Here is a 25,399-nt window from a genome sequence, read left to right on the forward strand (position 1 = left end):
TAACATACAACACAACTCGTTGATCATGAACCGGATGGTTCACCGATCCGAATTACACCACCCCATGGGGCACTATCTTCGGGCGTCAATTCGTCGCCGAAATTGGGTCTGACGCCGGTGAGTTTTACCTGACGCCACCAGAATGTTTTGATCGAAGTGGCCATGACGGCAAATTTACCTTATGCATAGGTAATCAAAGGTAAATTTACCGGTCTGGGCTCCATTTCGACGAATCTGTAGCTCGTGGCGCGTTCAGCGCGGCGACATCCGAGTGTCCTGTCCGATCAGGATGCAGGCTTGAGTGTCAACGAGATCGAGTTGATGCAGTACCGCTGATCGGTCGGGGTGGGGTAACCCTCGCCCTCGAAGACGTGCCCGAGGTGGCTGTGGCAGCTGCGGCAGACGACCTCGACGCGGCGCATTCCCAGTGTGGTGTCTTCCTTCAGGATGACGGCGTCGCTGTCGGCCGGGTCGAAGAAGGACGGCCAGCCGCAGTGGGACTCGAACTTCTCGGTGCTGCGGAACAATTCGGCTCCGCAGGCGCGGCACTCGTAGATACCTTCGGTGGTGGTGTCGGTGTATTCGCCTACGCCGGGGCGTTCGGTGCCTGCCTGCCGCAGCACCGCATACTCCTCGGGGGTCAGCTTCTCGCGCCACTGTGCGTCGGTGAGCTGGACGGCCGGGGCGGAATTGTTGTCGGTTGCTGAACTCATGCTCACACGCTAATACGATTTGTCGGGCTATGCCGTTTTCGCAGGTGGAGCGCTCGGCAGCAAGTAGCTCGGTTCGATTCCGTCGTCGAGTCGTCCTTCGCTTCGGGCGGCGAAATAGCGTCCGACGAGCACGCCGAAGATGACGACGATGAGCAGGGCCCAGCCGAAAGTGGTGCGCAGGTAGTCCAATGCGCGACCGGTTTCGATCCAGCGACCCGACAGCCATCGGTCGTAGTTCATGAACCCGTAGATCGCGAGCCAGGCGGGCCAGTTGCGCAGCAGTGAGTTCTTCAGCACGACGGTCATCAGAAGCGGGAACAGCATCATGGAGTAGTACATCTGACCCAGCGAGCCCAACAGCCAGTGTGCGGTGAGGATCAAGCCCGAGGTGGTCGCGAAGAAGAACAGGCGGTCCTCGCGGCAGTATCGGTAGAGCAGCCACAGTGAGATCAGAACCATGATTCCCAGGACCGCTCGGATGCCAAGGGTGAGGAGTTCGGGAACACCGTAGTAGCGGCCGTTACCGACGACAGCGCTGTTGAAGTAGTCGCGGGTCTGCAGCAGATACGGCAGTGTCCGGTCGATGAAGTTCATCGGATCCACCGACAGCGGCCAGGCGATGGCCATCATCACGACGGGGATGGCGATCGAGGTGATGAAGACCTTCCACTGACGCGTCATCAGCGGAAGCAACAGCAGTGGGGCGAGCATCGGCTTGATCGCCAGAGTCAGACCCATGGCGACACCGGCCGACAGGTCCTTGCGCTGGAGGAGGAACCCGAGGAAGGCGACCTCACCGAGGAGTACGAAGCCGTTGAAGTTGGTGAACACCAACGTGTTGGTCACCGTCTCGCTGACGAAGGCGGCCAGCAGCAGCGCAGGGGCCGCGACCGAATCGAGCCGGAATCCGAAGATGCGCAACAGGATGTACAGGGCCAGCAGTATCGCGACCGTGCTGGCGATGATGAACAGCCAGCGGGATCGCTCGGGGTCGATGACTGCGATGGGGGAGAGCAGCATCGTCGCGCTCGGTTGATACAGGTAGTGCGGATCGACCGAGTCGAAGTTCGCCGTGTACACCGGCTGGCCGTTGAGGAATGCCAGGGCGGCGCTGTACACCGGGTTGAAATCGTTGGTGATGTCTCCGTTCACGGCTTTGATCACCACGCGCTGGATGACGGTCATGATGGCGATCGGCCACAGGGCGTACTTGATAACCTCGGCGGTCGTCCGCCCTGACCGCGGCTCCAGAAAGCTAAGTGACACCCGGGAACGGTACCCGAGGCGGTGACCGTACCGGCGAAGGACACCCCGCGATGCGTACCCGACTCAGGCGGGGCAGACGGTGCCGTCGGTCGGAAGCGCGGTGTCTCGTGCGTAGTTCACCGCGGCGCCCTGCAGACACTGAGATCCGCCCAGACTCGGATGCCCGCTGCCCTGCCACGCGGCCGAGGCGACGGCCGCACCGGTTGCCCCGACCAACCCGGTGATCGAGGACAACCCGCCGTTGCCGACGATGGGGTCGCCTGCGTTGGCCAGCACCAACACCGGGACGTCCAGGGAGGTGGGCAGCGGAGTCGACGGCGCAGTCGGCCAGGACGAGCACAGTAGAGCCGTCAGAGCAGCGTCGGTGCCGTAGATCGGATAGCGGTCGTTCCACTGCGACGACAGGTCGCGAACGCCCTGCGGCGACGGCCACTGTTGGCCGTCCGTGCACCGGGACACGAACTGACCGTCGGTGCCGTAGGCGTTCCGACCCCGCTCGGCGAGCGCGGCCAGCGCGGTGGTGTCGGACCCGGCGGCCGAGGAGAGGGCGGTGGAGAGGCCGGTGGCGCGGGACGACGCGTCGCCTGCGGTGGATGCCAGGGCGAAGGTGATGCCGTCGAGAATCTCGTGGGTGGACAGCGGCGAGAATTCGCCACCGGCGGCGCGTAGGAGCAGCTGGGCGACGGCCGCCGTCGGATCGCTGCCGAGGGAGCAGTTCAGCGCGACGCATCGCTGCGCGAACGCCGCGAAGGCTGCTTCCTTGCCCTGTGTCCGTTGTTCGGCCAACGTGATCTGGTCGGCGCCGACTCCGGTCGGTGAATCGAGGATCAGACGTGAGATGTTGGCCGGAAACTTCGCTGCGTAGGCCAACGCGGTGAGCGCGCCGTTGCCCGAACCGATCAGGCCTATCTGTTCCACACCCCAGAGTTGCCGCAGGCGGTCCAGATCGTCCGCCGCGTAGGTGGTTCCGAACGCGAGTTCCTGCGGTTGCAACGTGTCGGTGCATTCGATCGTGGCGTCACGACCGGCGTCGACGGCGCGGTCGACCGTGTCGGCATCGGATCTGGTGAACTGCCCCAGCGCGTCGACCTCGGTTTTGGTCTCAGCGTCGATGCAGTCCACGGCAGTGGATCGGCCGATGCCGCGTCGATCCACCGCGACGATGGGATGAGCCTCGAGCAGCGTCGCGAGCGGTCCGGCGGCCATCGTGGCCAACGTGGCCGTCGAGGACCGATCCGAACCGGACGTCAGCACCAGAGGTCCCGCGTCGGTGGGCGTTCTGTTGAGCCGCGCTCGCAACGCGCCGACGGCGAACGTGCCGAACATCTGTCCACTCGCATCGACGTCGGCTTCGTATTCTGCGCATTCGAGTGTCAGGCCGGGAGTGGTGGCGGTGAGCCCGAACGTCCCGAGTGTGGCTGCGGTGCAGTCGGCCCAGGCCAGATCGGTGGCCGGAACGGCAAGTGCGACCGGTTCCGGTGGCGCCTCTGCCGAGGACTCGGCGGGCTGACCGGGGGAGCGTTGTTCCACCGCGACGTCGGGTCGGATCGACGGGCCGGCACCACAGGCCGCGCACATCGTGGCGAGGACGAGGACCGCGGCGAGCAACGTTGATTTCTGCGTCACCGTGCGAGGCTATCGACTTTTCGATCGATGCCGGGCCGCGCACTGTTCATGGCCGACGCACCCAGCGCGTGAGCAGCGTTCCGTCGGCGTCGCCCAGAACGTGTACCCGGTGCATCGGCGCGTCGGCGGCGTCGGATGTGTGGGCGATACGGCCCGCCTCTCCGGCGACCAGCATCGGCGAGATCGTCAGACACAGTTCGTCCGCCGCCCCGTCGGACACGAGCTGTCCGAACAGTCCCGGTCCGCCCTCGCACAGGATGCGGCGAAATCCGAGGTCGCTGAGTGTCGCGACGATGTCGCCGGTCGAGACCGATTCGCCGGTCACCTCGATCACCGTCGCTCCCGCTGCCCGAAGCGCGGCCACCTTCGAGCCGTCCGCCGCCGCCGAGGTCAGCATCACCGGCTGCACTTCGGTGTCGGTGACCAATCGAGAATCCGCGTCGATCGAACCGGAGGCGGTGACCACGACGATCGTCGGAACCGGTGCCAGCCCGGCCGCCACTCGACGTGCCTTCGCTTCGCTGGACAGCGAGACGCCGCCGTAGTTCTCGGCGCGCGCGGTTCCGGCACCGACCAGGACGGCGTCGCACAGTTCTCGCAGGATGCCGAACAGGCGGGCGTCGGCGGGGGTTCCCAGGCCCGCCGACTTACCGTTCGCGGTCACCGATCCGTCGATGCTGGCGACGAAGTTCGTGCGAATCCACGGTCTGTCCACGTCGGTGGGATACGCGTGCAGGGCGCGGACGGCATCGTCGTCGAGTGTCGATCCGACGCTGGGCACGGACTCGGGTGCCTGCTCCGATGTGAAGTAGGTCCCAATATGGAGAAGCTGCATGAGAGAGATCAGACCACGTCGTTACGCTCGGCAAATGCCCGCACGCCTTGTCGACCGAAATCCCGTGGTTCCATCCGATCAGCTGATCGCGCAGATGGTCCCGCCGGCGATGTTCGACGACGTCAGTTTCTCCTCGTACATTCCCGACCCCAAGGAGCCGACGCAGGCTGCTGCGGTTGCGAAGGCCGAGGAGTTCGCGAGCAAGGTGCAGAAGATCCGCGGCAAGGGCAAGCGCGGTCTCTTCGGTAAGAAGACCCCGGCCATCGGTGCGGGCCTGTACCTCGACGGCGGCTTCGGTGTCGGCAAGACTCACTTGCTCGCCTCGATCTATCACAGCGTTCCCGAGCCCAAGGCGTTCGGCACGTTCGTCGAACTCACCCACGTGGTCGGTGCTCTCGGCTTCAACAAGGCGCTCGAGGAACTCTCGAGCCACAGCGTGTTGTGCATCGACGAGTTCGAGCTCGACGATCCCGGCGACACGATGTTGGTCTCGCGGTTGCTCTCCGAGCTCTCGCAGCGCGGGGTATCCATCGTCGCGACGTCCAACACCCTGCCCGGGCAGCTCGGTGAGGGTCGCTTCGCCGCCGAGGACTTCATGCGGGAGATCAAGAAACTCGGCTCCATTTTCGAGTCCATCCGGGTCGACGGCCCCGACTACCGCCACCGCGATCTGCCTCCGGCTCCCGAGCCCACCTCGGAGTCCGAGCTGATCGACCGCGCCGACACCGTCGAGGGTGCAACCCTGGACGATTTCGACGAGCTGCTGGCGCATCTGAGCACGTTGCACCCCTCCCGCTACGGCAAGTTGCTCGACGGCATTCCGGCAGTGTTCCTGAAGAACGTGCACCCGGCATCGGATCAAGCCATCGCTCTGCGCCTGGTGGTCCTCGCCGACCGCTTGTACGACGCGGGCATCCCGGTGACGGCCTCGGGCGGCAAGCTCGACGAGATCTTCACCGAGGAGATGCTGGCCGGCGGCTACCGAAAGAAGTACCTGCGCGCCACCTCGCGTCTGCTGGCACTGTCCCGTTTCGCTGCAGTCGGCTGAGCGGTCGTCACAGCCTCACCTGCATGACGTAATCGTCGTGCGTCTGAACGCCGACGACGAACGTCTTGGTACCCACGATCTCGAATCCGTGTTTGGCGTAGAACTTCTGCGCCCGCACGTTCTGCTGGTTCACGCCCAACCATGCTGTCGCACAACCGGAGTGGCGTGCATGGTCGAGTGACGACGACATCAATCGCCCCGCGGCCCCGCTGCCGAGCTGGGTCGGCTGCACGTAGAGCTTGCTGACTTCCATGGTCGGCTCGGGCGAGAGTGTCGCGCGAATTCCGGGGTCCGCGGGCGGCCCGGACACGAGCATCGCGTAGCCCACGACGTCGGCATCGGCTGTCTCATCGATCAGCACCGTTCTGGCCGCGTCGTCGATGTAGTTCTCGAAGTGCTCGGCCGACAACACGTTCGAGACGAACTGCGCGATGTCCTCGGGCCGGGTTCCCGGCGGGCAGGCGAGGGGAAAGGTCGACGCGGCCACTTCGGCGACGCGACGTGCATCGGCACGTGCTGCCACGCGCACGGTCACAGCAGGTCGACCGCGTTCTTGGCATCGCGCAACGACAGCCCGGTTCGGTCGCGCAGCAGTTTGATGGCCGAGATCGCTTTACCCTCGGATTTCAGTGACTGCAATCGCGGGATCAGATCGTCCCAGGGTGTCGGACCGGCTTGTGCCGCGTCGACGATGGTGGCGGAGGACGGAAACGGCTCGCCGCGCTGGACGCTCTCGATCGCGTTCTTCGCGTCGGCGAGTCCGGCACCCGTTCGTTCACGAAAGACCTTGATGGCCTGAACCTTCTTGTTCGCGGCCAGTAGCGAATGAATGTCTGCGCGGGCGCTCTCGTCGAGACCGATGAGCCTGATGTTGCGCGAGGTCTCCGGGGACGAGCCCGGCTTCTTGCGGGCCAACAGCCACGCCGCGAGCACTGCAGCGTCGACGAGGACCAACGCCACGATGAACCATCCCCAGGTCGGCATGCCTTAGTAGACCACTTCAGCGCGACGGGTCGAAGAGCGGGACGACAACCGACGAATCGGACGTCGGGGCACCGAACAACGAGGCGGCTCCGGCAAGGGTTTTCGTCGCTGCGTCGTACTTCATCGGAGCAAGGTCGTGGCCCGCGCCCTCGATGTCGACGAGCAGAGTGGGAGCCGGGACGAGCGCGAGCGCAGCGCTCAATCCGGTCGTGGTGCCGAAAGGGTCCTTCGTGCCGTGCACCACCACCGTCGGTGTTCGAAGTTCGGGAAGGTGTTGTGTACGAGCCTTGTCCGGCTTGCCCGGCGGGTGCAGGGGATAGGAGGTCAGGACGAGTCCGTCGACGAGACCCGGTCGCTCGGCCGCGATCATCGAGCCCTGCCTGCCACCGTAGGAATGCCCACCGAATGCGATGAATCCAGAGGTCTCGGCGCGAAGGCGGTCGACGGCCGACGCGATTCCGAGCCGATCCTCGGCCGCTCTCGACGGGTGCGGCGGTCCCTTGGGTTTGCGTACTCGAAAAGGAAGGTCGAAACGCAGGACCGTGAATCCGGCTGCCGCCCATACCGACGCGATGCGCTGCAGCAGAGGCGACTCGCAGTTGCCGCCCGCACCGTGCGTGAGAGCGAGGCCGCCCCGTGACGGTATGGAAGGTGTGTGCAGAAAGGCGACGCCCCCGCCGAGATCGATGTCGGCGGGGGCGTCGGGACCATCGAGTTCAGGCATCGTTCGAGGACGTTACCTTTTCCTGGGTGTCGGCGTGATCGGTGTCCGCAGAGCCGTCGGAGTCGGTGGACTCCCGGTCATCGGCGTCCACCATCTCGCCGTTGTCGTCGACCATGTCCGCGAAGGCGGTCCCGGCGACGGTGCCGTTGGTTCCCGGCAGTGCGACGGTGGGCCGGGCGCCGGGTCGATAGCGATCGTCGAGGCCCTCCACGGACTTCTTCGCCTCTTCCAGGGTGGCGTCGTCGACTGTGGGTTCGCTCTGAGCATCGTCCGACACGTGAGTGTCCTTCCATCGAAGTGTGTGCGTCATCTCCACTGTGCACTTCTATGGCGTGAATCACCACAATTGATTCGTGAAGCACAAAAAAGACCCCCTCGAAAGGGGGCCTGATCTGTCTAGCTGTGGTGCGCGATACTGGGATTGAACCAGTGACCTCTTCCGTGTCAGGGAAGCGCTCTCCCGCTGAGCTAATCGCGCGTGTCCTCGCAACGGTCTTGCGACCGATGCACTAGCGAGGTGGAGACGGGAATCGAACCCGTGTGCACGGCTTTGCAGGCCGTTGCCTCACCACTCGGCCACTCCACCATGGGTCGAGACCCTCGAGCGGATGACGGGATTCGAACCCGCGACCCTCACCTTGGCAAGGTGATGCGCTACCACTGCGCCACATCCGCATACCCCGGAGGCGCTCACTGCTGGGCAGTTGTTGTCTCCGTGGTGCGGGGAAAACATTAACCCAACGGGAGTGAAACTCACAAATCTCGTGGTCAGCCCCGGAATTGGCACGATCGACGCTGTGAAAGATGTGAAAGCAGAGGCGATGGGAGCTCTGCGAAGGCGGTCCGTGGACGAATTCGGTGATCGGGCAGGCGATTCGGTTCGTCGCGGCACCTCGTGTTAATGTTTTGCCTCGTTCGGTCCCGTGGCTCAGTGGGAGAGCGTCCGCTTCACACGCGGAAGGTCGCTGGTTCGATCCCAGCCGGGACCACAGAAAAGAAGGCCCGCACCGCCCGTCGGTGCGGGCCTTCTTGCGTTCGAGGCCGGTAGCCTGAGCCGGTGAGCACCGAAGAATCGAAGCCTCAGGCCGTCGCCGACCAGGGTCCGATGGACACAGCCAAGGTGAAGCACCGTCGCTTCCGGGCGCGCATCGCCGAGAACAAGTCCCTCGATCTCGCATACCGAATTACGGTCGGTGTCGTCGGAACAGTGGTGTTGGTGCTGGGTGTACTCGCCATTCCCTACCCGGGGCCCGGCTGGTTGATCGTGTTCGCGGGCCTGGGCATCCTGGCGTCGGAATTCGCATGGGCCAAGAGTGCGCTGCGGTTCGTCCGCAAGAGATACGACGCATTCATGGCGTGGTTCTCGAAGCAATCGATGTTCGTCAAGGGTCTCGGAGTTCTGTTCACCACGGTCGTCGTGCTGGCCACGCTGTGGCTGCTCGGCACGTTCGCGTTGGTCGGGGGCTGGATCGGACTCGAGTGGACGTGGCTCGAGAGCCCGATCTGACGTCACCCGTCGCGCTGAGGCCAATCGAGTGGACCGTTGCCGATAGGCTGTCGGAGGCCTTCCTGGCCAGAAGAATCGATCGAGGAGTACATCGCTGTGAGCATGCCCGTTGTCGCCGCCGTTTCGCCCGCCCGCATCATGGTGCCGGCCGGAACGACGGCAGGTACGGCGCTCCGCGAGACCGGCCTGCCCAACAAGGGACCCGACGCAGTGGTCGTGGTACGCGATCCCGACGGCAAGCTCCGTGACCTGTCGTGGGCACCGGAAAGCGACACCGAGGTCGAGCCCGTTCCGGCGAACACCGAGGACGGACGAAGCGTCATCAGGCACTCGGCCGCGCACGTGTTGGCGCAGGCCGTTCAAGAGCTCTTTCCCGATGCCAAGTTGGGCATCGGACCGTTCATCAAGGACGGCTTCTACTACGACTTCGACGTGAAGCAGCCGTTCACTCCCGAGGATCTGACGGCACTCGAGAAGAAGATGAAGCAGATCGTCAAAGCGGGACAGCGTTTTTCGCGTCGGGTCTACGAGTCGGTGGAGCAGGCCCGCGAGGAGTTGGCCGGCGAGCCGTACAAGCTCGAGCTGATCGACGACAAGTCCGGTATCGACGATCCCGAGGTCATGGAGGTCGGTGGGGGAGAGCTGACCGCCTACGACAACCTGAATCCCAGGACCGGCGAGCGCATCTGGGGCGATCTGTGCCGCGGACCGCACATCCCCACCACCAAGTACGTGCCCGCGTTCAAGCTCACCCGTAGTTCGGCTGCGTACTGGCGCGGCGATCAGGACAACGCCGGCCTGCAGCGCATCTACGGAACTGCGTGGGAATCCACCGAAGCGCTCGACGTGCATCTCGAACTGCTGGCCGAGGCGGAGCGTCGCGATCATCGCAAGCTCGGATCCGAGCTGGACCTGTTCAGTTTCCCGGACGAACTGGGTTCCGGTCTGCCGGTGTTCCATCCCAAGGGTGGCGTCATCCGGAACGAGCTGGAGAACTACTCGCGGCAGCGGCACATCGAAGAGGGTTACGAGTTCGTCAACACCCCGCACATCACCAAGGGCCATCTCTACGAGGTCTCCGGTCACCTCGACTGGTACCGGGACGGCATGTTCCCGGCGATGCACCTGGACGCCGAGCTCGACGAGAACGGTGACGTGCGCAAGCCCGGCCAGGACTACTACCTCAAGCCGATGAACTGCCCGATGCACAACCTGATCTTCCGTTCCCGCGGCCGTTCGTACCGTGAACTGCCGTTGCGCCTGTTCGAGTTCGGCTCGGTCTACCGCTACGAGAAGTCCGGCGTCATCCACGGTCTCACCCGCGTGCGCGGCATGACCCAGGACGACGCGCACATCTTCTGCACCCGCGAGCAGATGCGCGGCGAGCTCACCAGCACCCTCGAATTCGTTCTCGGACTGCTCAAGGACTACGGCCTCGACGATTTCTACCTCGAACTCTCCACTCGCAACCCGGAGAAGTCGGTCGGCAGCGACGAAGTCTGGGAAGAGGCAACCAACACCCTCGCCGAGGTGGCGGCGGCGTCGGGCCTGAACCTGGTGCCCGATCCGGGTGGTGCCGCGTTCTACGGACCGAAGATCTCGGTGCAGGCCAAGGATGCGCTGGGGCGTACCTGGCAGATGTCGACCATTCAGCTCGACTTCAACCTCCCCGAGCGCTTCGAGCTCGAATACACCGGCTCGGGCGGAACCAAGGAACGCCCGGTGATGATCCACCGGGCTCTGTTCGGTTCCATCGAGCGCTTCTTCGGGGTGCTCACCGAGCATTACGCGGGCGCGTTCCCGGCCTGGCTCGCACCGGTTCAGGTCGTCGGCATCCCGGTTGCCGAGGTCTACCAGGATCACTTGTTCGCGGTGGTGAACGAACTGAAGAAGCGTGGAGTGCGCGCCGAGGTCGATGCCAGTGACGATCGGATGCAGAAGAAGATCTTCAACCAGACGGCGCAGAAGGTCCCCTTCATGCTTCTCGCCGGCGAACGCGACGTCGAAGCCGGAGCCGTGAGCTTCCGATTCCGGGACGGCACCCAGGTCAACGGCGTCCCGGTGGCGCAGGCCATCACGGTCGTGACCGACTGGATCTCTCAGCGCAACAACGCATCACCGACCGCCGAGCTCGTGCAGACCGACCCCGCAGGAGTGAGCTGATCATGTCGGAACAGGACGAGTCGATCGTCGTCACCGGGGCCGGTGAGCCCGATCGGCTGCAGCGACTGTGGACACCGCACCGGATGTCCTACATCGCCGAGGCTCCGCAGGGCTCGGCGAAGTCGAACGAGCCGTTCTCCGACATTCCCAAGATGAGCGACGAGGACGGACTCGTCGTCGCACGAGGCGAATCGGTGTACGCGGTACTCAATCTGTACCCCTACAACCCCGGCCACGCGATGATCGTGCCGTACCGCCGCGTCGCGGCACTGGAAGACCTCACACCTGCGGAGAGCGCCGAGTTGATGGCATTCACGCAGCAGATGATTCGCGTCATCAAGCGAGTGTCACGTCCGCACGGCTTCAATGTCGGACTCAATCTCGGTGCTGCCGCAGGCGGATCGCTGGCCGAGCACCTGCATCAGCACATCGTGCCCCGGTGGGGCGGCGACGCGAACTTCATCACCGTGATCAGCGGTGCGAAGGTGATGCCGCAGTTGCTCCGTGACACTCGGGCCCTGCTCGCGTCGGCCTGGAACGAATGAACCACAGGCGAGAGGAGCACGCGCCGTGCTGAGCATTTTCGGCCGTGCGCCGGTGTCGAAGGTGACCGCGCCGCTCGGGCGTGCCCTCAACAGCACCGGGCTGACCCCCAACTCCGTGACGATCATCGGCACCGTCGTCACCGTCACGGCCGCGGTCACGATGTACCCCGCCGGCTACCTGTGGTGGGGTTCGGTCGTCATCACCCTGTTCGTGTTGTTCGACATGCTCGACGGGGCCATGGCGCGGGCACGGGGCGGTGGCACCAAGTACGGTGCCGTCCTCGACGCGACGTGCGATCGAGTGGCCGACGGTGCGATCTTCGGCGGCTTGGCCTGGTGGGCGGTGTACTCCGAGCAGGACAAACCACTGCTCGTTGCCACCCTGATCTGTCTGGTCACCTCCCAGGTGATCTCGTACGCCAAGGCACGCGCCGAGGCCAGCGGACTCTCGGCCGACGGGGGTTGGATCGAACGTCCCGATCGCCTGGTCATCGTGCTCGTAGGTGCCGGATTCACCGGCGTCGGACGGCATTTCGACATTCCATGGTTGGACAGCGTGATCTATCCGGCGATGTGGATTCTCGCCGTGCTCAGTGTCGTGACCGTGTTCCAGCGCGTTCTCGCGGTCCGCGGATCCGAGGGTGCTCGCGACATCATCGTGCCTCCGGTGGCACCGGCATCCGGCGACGGCGACGTGGCCGCGTCGTGAATCTCTCCGACAGGGCGAGCGACGCGGGTTACGCGGCCGGTTGGCGACTCGTCCGTTCTCTACCCGAGCCGGTGGCGCGACGCCTGTTCGATCGCGGTGCCGACTTCGCAGCGACGCGAGGCGGTGGCCCGGATCAGTTGCGTCGCAATCTCGCTCGAGTCCTGGGGACCACTCCCGCCGAGGTGCCCGACGAGCTGATCCGCGACAGCGTTCGCTCCTACGCCCGGTACTGGCGCGAGGCGTTCCGGTTGCCGTCGATGGATCTGGCTGCGCAGGCCGCCGTCATCGATCGGTGTGTGAACGGCAAGGAACATCTCGAGGGTGCACTCGCCGCCGGTAAGGGAGTGGTGCTGGCGTTGCCGCACAGCGGCAATTGGGACATGGCCGGAATGTGGCTGGTGCGCACGCACGGTGGGCTCTCGACCGTCGCCGAACGGCTGAAGCCCGAATCTCTGTACCAGCGATTCGTCGCCTATCGGGAGAGCCTGGGCTTCGAGATCTTTCCGCTCAGCGGCGGCGAGCAACCGCCGCTTCTCGCACTGTCCGAGAGACTGCGCCAGAACAAGGTGGTCTGCCTGCTCGGCGAGCGAGATCTCGCCAAGCACGGCGTGCCGGTCACCTTCTTCGGTGAACCGACCAGGATGCCCGCCGGTGCCGCGAAACTCGCGATCGACACCGGAGCGACGCTGTTGCCGGTACACGGCTATTTCGACGGCGACGGCTGGGGCTTCGACATTTCGCCTGCAGTGGACGTCTCGGCCGGAGTCGGTCCTGCCACCCAGACGTTGGCCGATCACTTCGCTGCCGGCATCCGAGCGCATCCGGCGGACTGGCACATGCTGCAACCGTTGTGGATGAGCGACTGGTCGGCCGAGCGACGTGCCCGAATCGAGGGCGCGTGAAGATCGGCATGGTGTGCCCGTACTCGTTCGACGTTCCCGGTGGAGTGCAGGCGCACGTTCAGCAGCTGGCCGAGGTGTTCATCGAACGCGGACATCGCGTCAGTGTCCTGGCTCCGGCGTCGGACGACGTCGAGTTGCCGGATTTCGTGGTGTCGGCGGGCGAGGCGCTCGCCATTCCCTACAACGGATCCGTCGCGCGGCTTCGATTCGGGCCGATCACGTATTCCCGAATCCGTAAGTGGATCTCCGACAACGATTTCGACGTGCTGCACATCCACGAACCGAACGCGCCCAGCCTGTCGATGTTGGCGCTCAAGGCCGCGGACGGACCGATCGTGGCAACCTTCCACACCTCGACGACGAAGTCCTTGGTGCTCAGCACCTTTCAGGGTGTGCTGCGGCCGTATCACGAGAAGATCAGCGGACGTATAGCTGTCTCGGAACTCGCCCGACGCTGGCAGGTCGAGGCCCTCGGCTCCGACGCCGTCGAGATCCCCAACGGAGTCGACGTTCCTGCCTTCGCCGACGCCCCTGTCCTGGAAGGCTATCCACGTGCCGGTCGCACGGTGCTCTTCCTCGGCCGCTTCGACGAACCACGCAAGGGAATGGCGGTCCTGCTCGGGGCACTGCCCACCCTCGTCGAATCCCATCCCGACATCGAGATACTCATCGTCGGCCGCGGCGACGAGGACAAGCTCCGCAAGGACGCAGGCGCACTCGCCTCGCACCTGACGTTCCTGGGGCAGGTGGACGATGCGACCAAGGCATCGGCGATGCGCAGCGCCGACGTCTACTGCGCACCCAACCTCGGCGGTGAGAGCTTCGGCATCGTCCTCGTCGAGGCCATGGCCGCCGGAACTCCGGTGGTGGCAAGCGAACTCGACGCATTCCGGCGGGTGCTCAAGGACGGCACCTGCGGACTGCTGGTTCCGATCGACGATTCCGATGCCGTCGCCGCCGCAGTGACCGCGATCCTCTCCGACGACACCGTTCGTGCTCGCCTCGTCGATGCCGCCTCGGTCGCCGTGGCCGCCTACGACTGGCCCGTCGTCGCCGAGCAGATCCTGCGGGTCTACGAAACCGTCACCCTCGGGGGCCAGAAAGTGCGGGCGGCGAACTGATGACCCTCTCGGCGCTCACGATCCTGGTACTCGGTCTGGTCGCGGTACTGATTCTCGTCGTCGGCCTGTGGGCGTACGGCACGGCGAACCGACTGGACCGCTTGCACGTGCGTACCGACCTTGCCTGGCAGGCACTCGATGCAGCACTGGCCCGCCGTGCCGTCGTCGCGCGAGCGGTGTCCGCTGCCACCCGCGACACGGCCTCGGCGAGCAGAGAACTCGCCGCACTGGCCGATCGGGCCGAACGCGCCGACCGGTCGCAGCGGGAAGAGGCCGAGAACGCGGTGTCCATGGCTCTTGCCGTCGTCGAGCCGAACGCCCTGCCCCCGCAACTGGTCGCCGAACTGGCCGACGCCGAGGCCCGCGTGCTGATCGCACGGCGCTTCCACAACGACGCCGTCCGGGACACTCTGGCGCTGCGGGTCAGACGCCCGGTCCGGTGGTTGCATCTGGGTGGTACCGCGGCCCTGCCGTCGTATTTCGAGATCGCCGAGCGGTCTGCTGCCGCGACGTTCGGCAGCGAGAACAGAGCCACTCCGCGAACATCCGCTCGGGTGGTGCTGCTCGACGAACGGGGCCGCGTTCTGCTGTTGCGCGGACACGACCCGACGGTGCCCGACACCTTCTTCTGGTTCACCATCGGTGGGGCAGTGGAGAAGGGCGAGTCGCTCCGCGAAGCAGCGGTGCGCGAGGTGCACGAGGAAACCGGCCTGACCGTCGCGGCGGCAGATCTGCGCGGTCCACTGTGGCGACGGGTTGCCACGTTCCCGTTCAACGGAACCCTGATCCGTTCCGAGGAACTGTTCTTCGCGATCCGAACGCAGGAGTTCGAGCCTCACAGCGCCGGGTTCACCGATTTCGAGCGCCGCACCGTGACCGGCCATCAGTGGTGCACCGAGGCCGACATCCGTGCGCTCAGCGCAGTCGGCGAGAACGTCTATCCCCAGGACCTCGCGGAACTGCTGGACGAGGTCAATGTGGCTCTCGCGCGACGCGGCGACCCGGACGTGCGCGCTATCCGGTAGCAATCTGGACCCTTTTCGAGCAGTCCAGCAATCATGAAGTGGTTATGGGAAACCGTCGCCAGGAGGCCTACAGTTCTGGGCGCGACTTCGCGCCGCGCGTGATCGATTGCGCGGATGGACGTAGTTGCACATATCAGTCCGGTGCGCCACGAACGGTGCCCAGAACACAGGAGTCGGCTTGAGTACCCCACACGCATCCACTACACCCGCTGGATCTGCCGAAGGCGGGTCGGGCGAGAACGGAATCGGCACCGCGCGCGTCAAGCGGGGGATGGCCGAGATGCTCAAGGGCGGCGTCATCATGGACGTGGTCACCGCCGATCAGGCCAAGATCGCCGAAGACGCCGGAGCAGTGGCCGTCATGGCCCTCGAGCGCGTCCCCGCCGACATTCGCGCTCAGGGTGGGGTGTCGCGCATGAGCGATCCCGACATGATCGACAGCATCATCTCCTCGGTCAGCATCCCCGTGATGGCGAAAGCCCGCATCGGCCACTTCGTCGAAGCGCAGATTCTGCAGAGCCTCGGCGTCGACTACATCGACGAGTCCGAGGTGCTCACCCCGGCCGATTACGCCAACCACATCGACAAGTGGAACTTCACCGTTCCCTTCGTCTGTGGTGCCACCAACCTGGGTGAGGCGATGCGTCGAATCACCGAGGGAGCGGCCATGATTCGCTCCAAGGGCGAGGCCGGAACCGGCGACGTCTCGAACGCGACGACGCACATGCGCAAGATTCGCGACGAGATCCGTCGCCTCACCTCGCTTCCCGAGGACGAGCTGTACGTGGCGGCGAAGGAACTGCAGGCCCCGTACGACCTCGTCGTCGAGGTCGCCCGGGCCGGCAAACTGCCCGTCACACTGTTCACCGCCGGCGGCATCGCCACTCCCGCGGACGCAGCGATGATGATGCAGCTCGGTGCCGAGGGCGTGTTCGTCGGATCGGGAATCTTCAAGTCCGGCAACCCCAAGGAGCGCGCCGAGGCGATCGTCAAGGCCACCACGTTCTTCGACGACCCCGATGTGCTCGCCAAGGTCTCGCGCGGTCTCGGTGAGGCAATGGTCGGCATCAACGTCGACGACCTCCCCGTCGGACACCGTCTCGCCGAGCGTGGCTGGTGACGGTTCTGCGTCAGTAGCGTTCGAGTGCCGGGCGGTCGGGATGGTCCCATCGGACCAGAAAATCCGGCCGCTCGGCCGAGCCGTCGAGGCTCTCGTAGTACTCGAGCAACGGGGCGCAGGTCCACTGATCGGGGGCGCTCGTTCTGCGGCGTAAAGCGTTCGCGGACAGGCGTAGCTGCACCGACAGACCGACGTTCAATCCCCGTCCGAGCAGCATGGGTCCCGCGATCAGGACGATCTGATTCGCCGCCGCCGAGGTGGTGCGGGCCCGAGCCGAGCGGTCGGTGGCCTCATCCCACAGTCGCGGTAGAAAGTGACCTCCGCCACCGGGTCCCAGCGGGGCGATGACTTCTCGAACCAGGGCGTCGTAGTCGAACCACAGTGTGCGATAGCTCAATTCGTCGGTCCGCGAGTATTCGAATCGAATGGACGCAGGTCGGACGTAGTCGTGCAGGTCGACGACGGCAGCCGGACGGCCCCGAGAGCGGGCGTGTTCGGCTGTGCGCGTGGCGAAGTCGACCGGTCGCGCGGCATCGGCACCGTCGATCACGACGATCGAGCGGGCACCGTCCGGGCACGAATCGACGATCGACTCGACGAGAAGATCGGGAAATATCGGCATCGGTTGACCCACACCGACCATCTTGCCTGGTCCATCCATTGTTAGCCTGAGCCGTTGTCACAGAAAGGTGGACACCAGCCATGGCCAGCATCGAGGACATTCTCGAATTGGAACGGATCGAGAACGACATCTATCGGGGACGGACTTTCCCTTCTCGGTTGCCCCGTACGTTCGGCGGTCAGGTGGCGGGCCAGGCGCTCGTCGCGGCGGTGCGCACAGTGGCTCCCGAGTTTCGTGTGCACTCGCTGCACGGCTACTTTCTGCGTCCGGGCAATCCGAACGAACCGGCCGTCTTCATGGTCGATCGGATCCGCGACGGCCGGTCGTTCTGCACACGCCGCGTCACCGGAATTCAGCACGGCAAGGCGATCTTCACGATGTCTGCCTCGTTCCACGGCGACGACGACGGCATTTCGCACCAGGACGTCATGCCCGAGGTCGTCGGACCGGACAGCCTGCCCGATCCCACCACCCTCGCCGAATACGACCACTCGTACTACAAGGAGTGGTCGGAATGGGACATCCGTCTCATTCCCGAAGACCAGACCGTCAAGCATCCCAGTTTCGCTGCGCAGCAACGTGTGTGGTTCCGCTACCGCGATACGTTGCCCGACGATCAGGTGTTCCACGTCTGCGCACTCGCGTACATGAGCGACATGACGTTGATCGGCTCCGCCAAGGTGCCGCACCCGGACGCCGTCACCCAGACGGCCTCGCTCGATCACGCGCTGTGGTTCCTGCGGCCGTTCCGGGCAGACGAATGGTTGCTCTACGACCAGACGTCACCGTCGGCCGATTTCGGCCGGGCACTGGCTCAGGGGCGAATTTTCGACACGTCCGGACGCATGGTTGCCGCGGTGGTGCAAGAAGGGCTCATGCGTTACGAGCGGGACCCGGACGCGCCTCATGTCGATCCCTTCGGCCGCAAGTGACCGCTCCGACCATCGGTGTTCTCGCGCTGCAGGGCGACGTTCGCGAACACCTGGCTGCGCTCGAGTCGAGCGGTGCGCGCGGAGTCACCGTGCGGCGTCCTGCCGAACTGGCGCAGATCGACGGCTTGATCATCCCCGGCGGGGAATCGACGACCATGAGCAACCTGCTCGGCGCGTTCGAGCTCCTCGACCCGCTGCGCGCGCGGTTGGCGGAGGGACTGCCTGCCTACGGCTCCTGTGCGGGCATGATTCTGCTGGCGTCCGAGATTCTCGACACCAGGCCCGACGCCCGACATCTGGATTGCCTCGACATCACCGTGCGGCGCAACGCTTTCGGTCGTCAGGTCGATTCGTTCGAGACCGATCTCGACGTCACCGGTATCGACGGTGGGCCGGTGCGGGCGGTGTTCATTCGCGCGCCGTGGGTCGAGCGGGTGGGCGAGCGCGTCGAGGTGCTCGCCACCGTGCCGCACGGACCGGCCGCCGGACGCGTGGTTGCCGTTCGCCAGAACTCCGTTCTCGCGACGAGTTTTCATCCCGAGGTCACCGGCGACGATCGAGTGCACGCACTCTTCGTCGACATGGTGCGCAGCCGCTAGAACCTTCGACGGTCGGACGGTGCCGAGCGCGGTACCGGGCGAGTAAAGTCGACAACACTGATTTCGAGCAGGAAGGGGCCCTATCGCATGAGCGGCCACTCAAAATGGGCCACCACCAAGCACAAGAAGGCGGTGATCGACGCCCGACGTGGCAAGTCTTTCGCCAAGCTCATCAAGAACATCGAGGTGGCGGCCCGCACGGGTGGCGGTGACCCCACCGGCAACCCGACGCTCTTCGACGCCATTCAGAAGGCGAAGAAGACCTCGGTGCCCATCGACAACATCGAGCGGGCGCGCAAGCGAGGTGCAGGCGAGGAGACCGGCGGGGCCGATTGGCAGACCATCATGTACGAGGGCTACGGACCCAACGGTGTCGCCATCCTCATCGAGTGCCTCACCGACAACCGCAACCGCGCCGCAGGCGAGGTTCGTGTCGCGATGACCCGTAACGGCGGGAACATGGCCGACCCGGGTTCGGTGTCGTACCTGTTCTCGCGCAAGGGTGTGGTGACCCTGGAGAAGAACGGTCAGAGCGAGGACGACGTCCTGATGGCCGTTCTAGAAGCCGGTGCCGAGGAAGTCAACGACAACGGCGACACGTTCGAGGTCGTCAGCGAGCCGACCGACCTGGTCGCCGTGCGCACCGCGTTGCAGGAGGCCGGAATCGACTACGACTCGGCCGAGGCGAGCTTCCAGGCGTCGGTGAACGTCCCGGTCGACGCGGACGGTGCACGCAAGGTGTTCAAGCTCATCGATGCACTCGAAGACAGCGACGACGTCCAGAACGTGTGGTCCAACGTCGACCTCTCCGACGAGGTCATGGCCGAGCTCGACGCCGAGGACTGACGCCCCTCGCATCCGACGACGTGATCGACCGGGTGTCGTATCCCTGATCCGACGGTGGGCTCCGCTACGCTATCGAACAACAGTTCGTAAGCGGAAGGTGTGGTGGCGTGCGGGTGATGGGTGTCGACCCCGGTCTCACCAGGTGTGGGCTCAGTCTGATCGAGGGCGGTGTGGGCCGAACGGTGGTTGCGCTCGATGTCGATGTGGTGCGAACGCCCGCGGACATGGACCTCGCGCAGCGTCTGCTGCGGATTTCCGAGGCGGCGGAATACTGGCTCGATACCCACAAGCCCTCGGTGGTGGCGATCGAGCGAGTGTTCGCTCAACACAACGTTCGCACGGCCATGGGCACGGCCCAGGCCGGTGGCGTCATCGCCCTCGCAGCGGCCAGGCGTGGCGTCGACGTCTGCTTTCACACTCCCAGTGAGGTCAAGGCGGCCGTCACGGGCAACGGTTCGGCCGACAAGGCTCAGGTGACCGCCATGGTCATGCGCATTCTCGGACTGCAGACTGCACCGACTCCCGCCGACGCGGCCGACGCTTTGGCCCTCGGTATCTGTCACTGCTGGCGAGCACCCATGATCGCGCGGATGGCGAAGGCCGAAGCCATGGCCGCCGAGCAGAAACGCAAGTACGACGCGCGTCTGGCCGAGGAGCGCAAGGCTCGCGCCGTCGTGGCACGCAGGATCGAGAAAATGGCCAAGAAGGAGGCGGGCGCACGATGATCGCGTCGATCAGGGGTTCGGTGGTTGACATCGCGCTCGATCACGCCGTGCTCGAGGCCGCGGGCGTCGGGTACCGGGTCAACGCCACTCCGGCGACGCTGGCCACGCTGCACCGGGGGAGCGAAGCGACCCTCCTGACGACCATGATCGTGCGCGAGGATTCGCAGACGCTGTACGGGTTCCCCGACAAGGAGTCGCGTGAGCTGTTCGAGTTGCTCCTCACCGTGACCGGCGTCGGCCCGCGAATCGCCATGGCGACTCTTGCCGTACACGAGCCCGATGCGCTGCGAACTGCGTTGGCGGACAGTGATATCGGAGCTCTGACCAGGGTGCCCGGTATCGGGAAGCGCGGCGCGGAGAGAATGGTCGTCGAGTTGCGCGACAAGGTCGACGCGGTGGTCGGGCGCGCCGGAAGCGCAGCCGTGCCGGGGTCCGGTGCCGGCAACTCGATGCGAGACCAGATCGTCGAAGCGCTGATCGGTCTCGGATTCCCCACCAAGCAGGCCGAGGAAGCCACCGATGCGGTGCTCGCCCAGCAGCCCGAGGCCACGACGTCGACCGCGTTGAGGTCGGCGCTGGCGTACCTCGGAAAGTCCAGGTAGGCCCGGGTGACCGAGGACGACCAGTTCGCCGAATCCCAGGTCGGTGCGGACGCGATGTCCGACGATCTGGATGTCGAGACGAGTCTGCGTCCGAAGAATCTCACCGATTTCATCGGTCAACCGCGCGTGCGAGAGCAGCTCCAGCTCGTGTTGTCGGGTGCCAAGATGCGCGGGGGAACCCCCGATCACATCCTGATGTCCGGTCCGCCGGGACTCGGCAAGACCAGCATGGCAATGATCATCGCCGCCGAGCTGGGAACCTCGCTGCGGCTCACGTCGGGTCCGGCGCTCGAGCGGGCAGGCGATCTCGCGGCGATGCTCAGCAATCTGGTCGAGGGGGACGTGCTGTTCATCGACGAGATCCATCGCATCGCCCGCCCGGCCGAGGAGATGCTGTACCTGGCGATGGAGGATTTCCGCGTCGACGTCATCGTCGGCAAGGGGCCGGGAGCGACGTCGATTCCACTCGAGGTGGCACCGTTCACCCTCGTCGGTGCCACCACCAGGTCGGGTGCGCTCACCGGGCCGCTGCGAGATCGCTTCGGATTCGTGGCGCACATGGACTTCTACGAGCCCAGCGAACTCGAGCGCATCCTCATGCGGTCGGCGGGAATTCTGGGCGTACCGATCGACCGGGACGGCTGCGCGGAAATCGCCGGTCGTTCGCGCGGCACCCCCAGAATCGCGAACCGACTGCTTCGGCGAGTTCGTGACTACGCGGACGTGCGCGGCGACGGCACCGTCACCCAGGACACCGCGAAGGCCGCGCTGGTGGTCTACGACGTCGACAAGCTCGGGCTCGACCGACTCGATCGCGCGGTACTCAGCGCGCTCATCCGAAGCTTCGGCGGTGGGCCGGTGGGTGTATCGACACTGGCCGTCGCCGTCGGCGAGGAACCGTCGACGGTCGAGGAAGTGTGCGAGCCGTTTCTGGTGCGTGCCGGAATGATCGCCCGCACCCCCCGCGGGCGCGTGGCGACCGCTGCTGCGTGGCAACACCTCGGTCTGACACCGCCACCGGACCTCGCAGTGGGTGGGATTTCGGTCCGATCCTCGGAGGTCCAGCAGGGATTATTCGAATGAATCGGGCACAACAGGACACGAACGGACCGGACCGGTTCCAGGTAATGGCACACTGGGTAGCTGCGAGGCCCGCACCGGCGGCGTTCTCGCACGAGACAATGACGTATATCGAACCCGACTTCGAGGACTGACCTTCCGATGGATTTGCTGTTTCCGCTGCTGATCGTGGCCCTTCTGGTACCGCTGTTTCTCAATGCGCGTCGACAGAAGAAGGTGTTGGCCAAGACCACGGAAATGCAGGACTCGCTGAAGATCGGCGACGAGGTCGTCACCACCGCCGGTCTGTACGCCCGCGTCGTCCTGGTCGAGGACGACACGATCGACCTAGAGATCGCCGACGGCGTCATCACCACGTGGTCGCGCGCAGTCGTGCGTGAGGTGCTGCCCGACGATTCCGAGTTCGACGACACCGACATCGACGCCACCACCGAGGCGGACATCGCGGCCCTCGGCTCGAACAACACCGCGGGACCGTCGCTGAGCAAGACAGACGCGGCCCGGCCGGACGAGACCGTCGAGCAGACGGCGAAGAGGCTCGAAAAAGAGTGAGCTCGATGTGATCGACGACCGCTGTCGGAGACAGTATCCGGCAGCGGTTTTCTCTGCGGTGACCGATGTGGTGCACAATCGCACCGCTCACCGCTGACACAGCGGGCCGCCAGGCCCTGCAGGAACCGACATTTTCCATCGCCTCAGAGGAGAAACACACACCGTGGCACCTTCCAGCGGACCGGTGCAACCCGCCCGCTATCTCGCCGTTTTCGCGGTGCTGATGGCAGCGGTGTACGCCATGGTCTTCTTCACCGGAGACAAAGACCCCTCGCCGAAGTTGGGAATCGACCTGCAGGGCGGCACGCGCGTGACACTCACCGCGCGGACCCCCGACGGCAACGCACCGACGCAGGACAGCTTGCAGCAGGCGCAGCAGATCATCGAGACCCGCGTCAACGGTCTCGGTGTCTCCGGCTCCGAGGTGGTCATCGACGGCGACAACCTCGTCATCACGGTGCCCGGCGACGACAGCTCTCAGGCGCGCACCCTCGGGCAGACCGCGCGACTGTTCATCCGTCCCGTGATCGGATCCGTTGCTCCGTCGACGGGCGAGGGTGCAGGCACGCAGCAGACCCCGGTCGACCCGGCCGCGCCGGTCGATCCTGCGGCACCGGCAGACCCTGCTGCTTCCGCGGATCCGGCTGCACCCGCAGATCCGGCCACTCCGCAGCAACGTGTGTTCCCGGCGCAGGATCCGTCTGCAGTCGATCCGACTCCCGCTCCCGCCACTGATGCACCTGCCACGGATGCACCGGCCACCGACGCACCGGCCGAGGACCCCGCCACCGACGCTTCGCTGTCCGACGCCGATCGTGCCGCCCAGGAGATCGCCGACGCGAAGGCACTGCGGCAGAGCGAAGACCAGCAGGTCCAACAACTCGCGATGCAGTCCCTCGACTGCAACGCCGCCGACCCGCTCGCCGGCAACGACGATCCCGCTCTTCCCCTCGTCGCATGCTCGACCGATGGAACGGCCGTTTATCTACTCGGTCCGACGATCATCGACGGTCAGCAGATATCCGACGCGACCTCCGGGTTCGACAGTCAGCAGGCACAGTTCCAGGTGAGCCTGACGTTCGACACGGAGGGCTCGAACACCTGGGCTCAGTTCACCGCGGCCAACCTGCAGAAGCAGGCTGCGTTCGTGTTGGACTCCAAGGTGATCAGTGCGCCGGTCATCCAGGGGGCCACCCCAGCCGGCAGCGCCACCTCGATCACCGGCAACTTCAATGCCCAGACCTCCTCGGAGCTGGCCAACACGCTCAAGTACGGCTCACTGCCGCTGTCCTTCGTGTCCTCCGAGGCCGAAACTGTTTCGGCCACACTGGGATTGGCCTCGCTCGAAGCCGGACTGCTCGCAGGCGCCATCGGACTGGCGCTGGTGTTGGTCTACTGCCTGCTCTACTACCGAGCCCTCGGACTGCTCACGGCGCTGTCGTTGGCGCTGGCCGGTCTCGTCGTCTACGGAATCATCGTTCTGTTGGGCAGATGGATCAGCTTCACGCTGGACCTGGCAGGAATCGCAGGTCTGATCATCGGTATCGGTATGACCGCGGACTCGTTCGTGGTGTTCTTCGAGCGCATCAAGGACGAGATCCGGGAGGGCCGCAGCTTCCGGTCGGCGGTTCCTCGCGGCTGGGCTCGCGCACGCAAGACGATCCTGTCCGGCAACGCGGTCAGCTTCATCGCTGCCGCGGTGTTGTACGTGTTGGCCGTCGGTCAGGTCCGCGGCTTCGCGTTCACGCTCGGACTGACGACGATCCTGGACATCATCGTCGTGGTGCTGGTGACATGGCCGCTGGTGTACCTGGCGTCGAAATCCACGTTCTGGTCCAAGCCGTCGGTCAACGGCCTCGGTGCCGTCCAGCAGATCGCGCTCGAACGCAAGCGCGCCGCCAACAAGGCACTCGCCGTCAAGACCGGCACTGCGCCGTCGAAGGAGGCATGACATGTCGGACACGACCACGTCGACCCCATCGCCCCTCGACGATTCGGGCGTCGATCAATCCACCCAGCCCAAGCACAGCTGGTTTTCCAGGTTGTACACCGGAACCGGTGCCTTCGACATCGTCGGTCGTCGCCGGTTCTACTACATCCTCACCGGCGTCATCGTGCTGGTGTGCCTGCTGAGCTTCCTCGTCCGCGGCTTCACCCTCGGTATCGATTTCGAGGGCGGAACCCGGATCGCGCTGCCCGCCGCCGACAACATCTCCACCGAGCAGGTCGAAACCGTCTACGACGACTCGCTCGGCATGCCGCCGGTGTCGGTACAGACCGTCGGTTCGGGTGCCGCAGCGACGGTGCAGATTCGCTCCGAAGCTCTCGACCCCGCCGAAGTGGACACCCTTCGCCAGGCGTTGTTCGAGGCCTTCCAGCCGCAGGACAACTCGGGTACCGCGACCCCGAATGCCATCAGCGTGTCCGACGTCAGTGAGACCTGGGGCAGTCAGATCACCCAGAAGGCCCTGATCGCACTCGTGGTCTTCCTGGTCATAGTCAGTATCTACATCGCGGTCCGATACGAGCGAGACATGGCGTTGGCGGCTCTGGCTGCCCTGGCCTTCGACCTTCTGGTGACCGCAGGTGTGTACTCGCTCGTCGGATTCGAGGTGACGCCTGCGACGGTCATCGGTCTGCTGACGATCCTCGGCTTCTCCCTGTACGACTCCGTGGTGGTGTTCGACAAGGTCGAGGAGAACACCCGGGGCATCCTCAACCTGCATCGCAAGACCTACGCCGAACAGGCGAACCTGGCCGTCAACCAGACCCTGATGCGCTCGATCAACACCACCGTGATCGGTGTTCTCCCGGTGATCGCACTGATGATCATCGCGGTGTGGCTACTCGGAGTGGGCACGCTCAAGGATCTGGCGCTGGTACAGCTGGTCGGCATGATCGTCGGGGCCTACTCGTCGATCTTCTTCGCCACTCCGCTGCTGGTGACGCTCAAGGAGAAGTGGGGCCCCGTCGCAGTCCACACCCGCAAGGTCCACTCCAAGCGCGCCGAGGCGGCAGCTCGCGCGGCCGGTCTCGCTCCCGAGCCGGTGGCGGTCGGCGTGGCCACTCCGAAGTCGTCTGCTCCCCAGCCGGGCAACCGCCCCACCGGGAAACGAAACAAGAAGCGTCGGTAGACCACCTTCGACAGGGACG

At 65.2% G+C, this 25,399-nt stretch carries 27 protein-coding genes and 4 tRNA genes; 19 read left to right on the forward strand and 12 right to left on the reverse strand.

Annotated elements, in window-relative coordinates; genetic code table 11:
• Positions 1-284 precede the first annotated feature (284 nt).
• The 4 genes from msrB to R3P93_RS11795 form a co-directional block, all read right to left on the reverse strand.
• The gene (msrB, locus tag R3P93_RS11780) at positions 285-713 is read right to left on the reverse strand and encodes a peptide-methionine (R)-S-oxide reductase MsrB (RefSeq protein ID WP_068050608.1); all 429 of its coding nucleotides are present in this window, start codon (positions 711-713) and stop codon (positions 285-287) included.
• Positions 714-740: 27 nt separating this feature from the next.
• Complete coding sequence (locus tag R3P93_RS11785; protein WP_317533083.1) at positions 741-1,979, reverse strand: glycosyltransferase family 87 protein; 1,239 nt, start codon at positions 1,977-1,979, stop codon at positions 741-743.
• 63 nt (positions 1,980-2,042) lie between these two features.
• Complete coding sequence (locus R3P93_RS11790) at positions 2,043-3,605, reverse strand: alpha/beta hydrolase (RefSeq protein WP_317533084.1); 1,563 nt, start codon at positions 3,603-3,605, stop codon at positions 2,043-2,045.
• Positions 3,606-3,651: 46 nt separating this feature from the next.
• A complete protein-coding gene (locus R3P93_RS11795; RefSeq protein WP_317533085.1) occupies positions 3,652-4,440 on the reverse strand; it encodes a pyrimidine reductase family protein in 789 nt (262 codons plus the stop codon).
• A gap of 34 nt (positions 4,441-4,474) precedes the next feature.
• On the opposite strand from R3P93_RS11795, the gene zapE reads away from it, so the two are divergent.
• Complete coding sequence (gene zapE, locus R3P93_RS11800; RefSeq protein WP_094641984.1) at positions 4,475-5,488, forward strand: cell division protein ZapE; 1,014 nt, start codon at positions 4,475-4,477, stop codon at positions 5,486-5,488.
• Between the two features lie 7 nt (positions 5,489-5,495).
• Here zapE and R3P93_RS11805 read toward each other — a convergent pair whose 3' ends face one another.
• The 7 genes from R3P93_RS11805 to R3P93_RS11835 all read right to left on the reverse strand — a co-directional run bounded on the left by R3P93_RS11805 (position 5,496) and on the right by R3P93_RS11835 (position 7,871).
• Complete coding sequence (locus tag R3P93_RS11805) at positions 5,496-6,023, reverse strand: GNAT family N-acetyltransferase (RefSeq protein WP_394855291.1); 528 nt, start codon at positions 6,021-6,023, stop codon at positions 5,496-5,498.
• Positions 6,020-6,472 carry a hypothetical protein gene (locus R3P93_RS11810; RefSeq protein WP_068050602.1) on the reverse strand — a complete coding sequence of 151 codons (453 nt, stop codon included), beginning with the start codon at positions 6,470-6,472 and terminating at the stop codon, positions 6,020-6,022. Before R3P93_RS11810 ends, R3P93_RS11805 begins: the two co-directional genes overlap by 4 nt.
• A gap of 16 nt (positions 6,473-6,488) precedes the next feature.
• Complete coding sequence (locus tag R3P93_RS11815; protein ID WP_317533087.1) at positions 6,489-7,196, reverse strand: alpha/beta hydrolase family protein; 708 nt, start codon at positions 7,194-7,196, stop codon at positions 6,489-6,491.
• Complete coding sequence (locus tag R3P93_RS11820) at positions 7,189-7,473, reverse strand: hypothetical protein (RefSeq protein WP_255183271.1); 285 nt, start codon at positions 7,471-7,473, stop codon at positions 7,189-7,191. Before R3P93_RS11820 ends, R3P93_RS11815 begins: the two co-directional genes overlap by 8 nt.
• 126 nt (positions 7,474-7,599) lie before the next feature.
• Positions 7,600-7,674, reverse strand: a tRNA-Val gene (locus R3P93_RS11825).
• Positions 7,675-7,711: 37 nt separating this feature from the next.
• Positions 7,712-7,782 (reverse strand) — tRNA-Cys (locus R3P93_RS11830).
• A 17-nt stretch (positions 7,783-7,799) separates the two neighbouring features.
• Positions 7,800-7,871: transfer RNA gene (locus R3P93_RS11835), tRNA-Gly, on the reverse strand.
• Positions 7,872-8,113: 242 nt separating this feature from the next.
• Here R3P93_RS11835 and R3P93_RS11840 point away from each other — a divergent pair.
• The 9 genes from R3P93_RS11840 (at position 8,114) to pdxS (ending at position 16,288) form a co-directional block, all read left to right on the forward strand.
• Positions 8,114-8,185: transfer RNA gene (locus R3P93_RS11840), tRNA-Val, on the forward strand.
• A gap of 116 nt (positions 8,186-8,301) precedes the next feature.
• The gene (locus tag R3P93_RS11845; protein WP_068050610.1) at positions 8,302-8,703 is read left to right on the forward strand and encodes a TIGR02611 family protein; all 402 of its coding nucleotides are present in this window, start codon (positions 8,302-8,304) and stop codon (positions 8,701-8,703) included.
• Between the two features lie 102 nt (positions 8,704-8,805).
• Complete coding sequence (gene thrS, locus R3P93_RS11850) at positions 8,806-10,866, forward strand: threonine--tRNA ligase (RefSeq protein WP_317533152.1); 2,061 nt, start codon at positions 8,806-8,808, stop codon at positions 10,864-10,866.
• Between the two features lie 2 nt (positions 10,867-10,868).
• The gene (locus tag R3P93_RS11855) at positions 10,869-11,411 is read left to right on the forward strand and encodes an HIT family protein (protein ID WP_032397953.1); all 543 of its coding nucleotides are present in this window, start codon (positions 10,869-10,871) and stop codon (positions 11,409-11,411) included.
• Between the two features lie 25 nt (positions 11,412-11,436).
• On the forward strand, positions 11,437-12,120 hold the full coding sequence (pgsA, locus tag R3P93_RS11860) for a phosphatidylinositol phosphate synthase (RefSeq protein ID WP_317533088.1): 684 nt from the start codon (positions 11,437-11,439) through the stop codon (positions 12,118-12,120).
• Positions 12,117-13,022 (forward strand): phosphatidylinositol mannoside acyltransferase, encoded by a 906-nt coding sequence (locus tag R3P93_RS11865; RefSeq protein ID WP_068050598.1) that lies wholly within the window; start codon positions 12,117-12,119, stop codon positions 13,020-13,022. Before pgsA ends, R3P93_RS11865 begins: the two co-directional genes overlap by 4 nt.
• Positions 13,019-14,143 (forward strand): glycosyltransferase family 4 protein, encoded by a 1,125-nt coding sequence (locus tag R3P93_RS11870; protein ID WP_094641948.1) that lies wholly within the window; start codon positions 13,019-13,021, stop codon positions 14,141-14,143. The genes R3P93_RS11865 and R3P93_RS11870 overlap by 4 nt, the downstream gene beginning before the upstream one ends.
• A complete protein-coding gene (locus R3P93_RS11875) occupies positions 14,143-15,168 on the forward strand; it encodes an NUDIX hydrolase (RefSeq protein WP_068050596.1) in 1,026 nt (341 codons plus the stop codon). The genes R3P93_RS11870 and R3P93_RS11875 overlap by 1 nt, the downstream gene beginning before the upstream one ends.
• A gap of 178 nt (positions 15,169-15,346) precedes the next feature.
• Positions 15,347-16,288, forward strand: a complete 942-nt coding sequence (gene pdxS / locus R3P93_RS11880) for a pyridoxal 5'-phosphate synthase lyase subunit PdxS (RefSeq protein ID WP_082899040.1) — start codon at positions 15,347-15,349, stop codon at positions 16,286-16,288.
• A gap of 10 nt (positions 16,289-16,298) precedes the next feature.
• Here pdxS and R3P93_RS11885 read toward each other — a convergent pair whose 3' ends face one another.
• Positions 16,299-16,910 (reverse strand): nucleoside/nucleotide kinase family protein, encoded by a 612-nt coding sequence (locus tag R3P93_RS11885; RefSeq protein ID WP_256991606.1) that lies wholly within the window; start codon positions 16,908-16,910, stop codon positions 16,299-16,301.
• 80 nt (positions 16,911-16,990) lie between these two features.
• Between R3P93_RS11885 and R3P93_RS11890 the strand changes: the two genes are divergently transcribed.
• From R3P93_RS11890 to secF, 9 genes are all read left to right on the forward strand, one after another.
• A complete protein-coding gene (locus R3P93_RS11890) occupies positions 16,991-17,842 on the forward strand; it encodes an acyl-CoA thioesterase (RefSeq protein ID WP_068050595.1) in 852 nt (283 codons plus the stop codon).
• On the forward strand, positions 17,839-18,441 hold the full coding sequence (gene pdxT, locus R3P93_RS11895) for a pyridoxal 5'-phosphate synthase glutaminase subunit PdxT (protein WP_317533089.1): 603 nt from the start codon (positions 17,839-17,841) through the stop codon (positions 18,439-18,441). Before R3P93_RS11890 ends, pdxT begins: the two co-directional genes overlap by 4 nt.
• 87 nt (positions 18,442-18,528) lie before the next feature.
• Positions 18,529-19,287 carry a YebC/PmpR family DNA-binding transcriptional regulator gene (locus R3P93_RS11900; RefSeq protein ID WP_094641944.1) on the forward strand — a complete coding sequence of 253 codons (759 nt, stop codon included), beginning with the start codon at positions 18,529-18,531 and terminating at the stop codon, positions 19,285-19,287.
• Between the two features lie 107 nt (positions 19,288-19,394).
• Positions 19,395-20,012: a crossover junction endodeoxyribonuclease RuvC gene (ruvC, locus tag R3P93_RS11905; protein WP_037189428.1), complete on the forward strand. Its 618-nt coding sequence runs from the start codon at positions 19,395-19,397 to the stop codon at positions 20,010-20,012.
• Positions 20,009-20,614: a Holliday junction branch migration protein RuvA gene (gene ruvA, locus R3P93_RS11910; RefSeq protein ID WP_068050592.1), complete on the forward strand. Its 606-nt coding sequence runs from the start codon at positions 20,009-20,011 to the stop codon at positions 20,612-20,614. The genes ruvC and ruvA overlap by 4 nt, the downstream gene beginning before the upstream one ends.
• A 54-nt stretch (positions 20,615-20,668) precedes the next feature.
• Positions 20,669-21,697, forward strand: a complete 1,029-nt coding sequence (gene ruvB / locus R3P93_RS11915) for a Holliday junction branch migration DNA helicase RuvB (RefSeq protein ID WP_052047563.1) — start codon at positions 20,669-20,671, stop codon at positions 21,695-21,697.
• A gap of 138 nt (positions 21,698-21,835) precedes the next feature.
• Positions 21,836-22,246 (forward strand): preprotein translocase subunit YajC, encoded by a 411-nt coding sequence (yajC, locus tag R3P93_RS11920; protein ID WP_094641939.1) that lies wholly within the window; start codon positions 21,836-21,838, stop codon positions 22,244-22,246.
• A gap of 163 nt (positions 22,247-22,409) precedes the next feature.
• Positions 22,410-24,197, forward strand: a complete 1,788-nt coding sequence (gene secD / locus R3P93_RS11925) for a protein translocase subunit SecD (protein WP_179276635.1) — start codon at positions 22,410-22,412, stop codon at positions 24,195-24,197.
• 1 nt (position 24,198) lies between these two features.
• On the forward strand, positions 24,199-25,380 hold the full coding sequence (secF, locus tag R3P93_RS11930) for a protein translocase subunit SecF (protein WP_068050589.1): 1,182 nt from the start codon (positions 24,199-24,201) through the stop codon (positions 25,378-25,380).
• The last annotated feature ends 19 nt before the right edge of the window (positions 25,381-25,399 follow it).

This window comes from Rhodococcus cerastii (assembly GCF_033042195.1).
GTDB lineage: Bacteria > Actinomycetota > Actinomycetes > Mycobacteriales > Mycobacteriaceae > Rhodococcoides.